Origin of the sequence: Megasphaera intestinihominis, assembly GCF_040096415.1 — a bacterium.
GTDB classification, from domain to species: domain Bacteria; phylum Bacillota; class Negativicutes; order Veillonellales; family Megasphaeraceae; genus Megasphaera; species Megasphaera intestinihominis.
Window position 1 is genome coordinate 1 of the sequence record NZ_JBBMEU010000121.1, and the last position, 2,241, is coordinate 2,241.

Genomic DNA, 2,241 nt, shown 5'->3' on the forward strand with positions numbered 1-2,241 from the left:
TTATCTTTGTTTACCCCAGTATGGGGCATAAAGTAGATTCATGCAATACCGATTTACACAAACTATTTTACACTCCCGGTCTAAGAGTACTATATGCAATGAATAAAATTAGAAAACTAAAGAATGTTTTACAGGAGAACTTGTTATGATACCTAAGATTATCCATTATTGTTGGTTTGGAGGCACCCCCATACCAGATGATGTGAAAACTTATATTGAATCCTGGCGTAAATTTTGCCCAGATTACAAAATAAAAGAGTGGAATGAATCAAATTTTAATGTTAATGAAAATGCATATTGTAAAGAAGCTTATGAAGCCAAGAAATGGGCTTTTGTCACTGACTATGTCCGGCTAAAAGCTCTCTATGAAGAAGGGGGCTTTTACATGGACACCGACGTGGAAGTGGTCAAATCCCTAAATCCGCTCCGCGCCTACAATGCGGTATCGGGATATGAGTCGCAGACCCATATCCCGACAGGTACTATGGGTGCCTGTCGGGATAATGAATGGATTGGTATGTTGTTACGGTATTATGATAATCGCCATTTTTTAAAGAAAGACGGTAGTTTTGATTTGACTACAAATGTCGAAGTCATTACCCATTTAACTAGTCAAAAATATGGTCTGGTATTTGATGGAGAAAAGAAAATTTTCGGGAATAATATGGTTTTGTTGCCTTTTGATTATCTTTGTGCTAAGGATATGAATACTGGTGAGGAAAAAGTAACAGATAACACGTTTACAATACATCATTTTACAGGATCTTGGCTGTCTAAAGAAACTAAAGAGTATATTAAAATTTTTCATTATTATCATCAAAGGTATAGAGATATAGGATTTCCTGAATTTTTGGCGTTTCAATTAACTAGAATTAGTACTGCATATGCTCAAGGTGGTATTTTATATATTTTAGAAAAAATGTATAAAAAAATGAAGAAGTAGTACAAAATAAGAGAGTGTAAATGTCAATGAAAAAGTGAGCCACGTGATTACGAATTTTTGAATCACAATGATTATGGAAAATTAACTTTGATTAGGGCAGGTACTGATAAGAATATCAAGTTATTTGTAAAAATGGACATGCAACAGAGGTATATGATGGAGAAGTATATTGATGAAGGATATAAGCAACTTGAAAAAGCTATTAAAAAATATGGTAGTTTTCATAAAGTTTTATTTCATTTGCATACACCAGCTTCCCATGATTATAAAATGTTGGAATTATCTGGCAATAAACGGAATGTGAAGGATTTTTCGAATGAAGAATTATTTGATATCTTTGCTCAAACTCAGATTCTTAATCGTGAACAGATTCATAAATACTGGAGTCAAAATTATTTTGATATAGAAACTTTACCATATTACATTATTGCTGCGTATCTAATTATAAATGATATTGAAATGGTTGTTATTTCTGATCATAATACGATTTCTGGATTTGAACTTTTAGAAAAAGCTGTCTATAATTTATATAGAATGAATGCAGTATGTCAGAAGCATAAATATCCGGAAATTATGTTGGGAATTGAGATTAGTTGTGCTGATAAAAATCATGTTGTCGCTATTTTTGATAAATTTAATAAGGATTCGTTAACTCAACTTAAAAATTATTTAGATGATAAGCTGATAAATGAAGAATTAGGAACTTATCAAACTAGTTATGATGTTATGAAATTTGTGCTAGATAATGGAGGTATTAGTTATATTGCTCACGCTAATACGTCGGCTATGTTTACTGATGAAAGTTTTTTATCCATGGCATATAAGAAAAAACTATTTGAGTCAGAAGTAACGAATCTTTTGGGAATTAAACAAGTTGACCAGGATGTTGAGATTAGACAAATGATTTCGCGATACACTAAAAAAGATATTGCTTTTGTCTATGATTCAGATTCACATGGAATTGATACCATTAACAGGTTGTTTTTTTGGATAAAAGGGGATAAGTGTAATTTTAAAATGCTGAAAGCTGCTTTTACAGATCCAAATATTTCTATACGATTAAATAAACCAGAATCACCTAACGCCTATATTAAAGGAATTTTTATCAAGTCATCAAAACAAGCCTTTTTATATGATGAGCAGCTAGAGGAGGCTATGTGTATCCCTTTTTCAAAAGAACTGAATTGCCTTATTGGAGGGCGGGGGTCTGGGAAAAGTACGAGGGAGTGTAAAATAGTTTGTGTAAATCGGTATTGCATGAATCTACTTTATGCCCCATACTGGGGTAAACAAAGATA

At 32.3% G+C, this 2,241-nt stretch carries 2 protein-coding genes; both read left to right on the forward strand.

Features of this window, described 5'->3' with window-relative positions:
* Positions 1 to 145 precede the first annotated feature (145 nt).
* Complete coding sequence (locus WMO23_RS11180; RefSeq protein WP_349174106.1) at positions 146 to 943, forward strand: glycosyltransferase family 32 protein; 798 nt, start codon at positions 146 to 148, stop codon at positions 941 to 943.
* A gap of 57 nt (positions 944 to 1,000) precedes the next feature.
* Positions 1,001 to 2,241: hypothetical protein (locus WMO23_RS11185; RefSeq protein WP_435404771.1), on the forward strand; the 1,241-nt coding region annotated here is incomplete at its 3' end.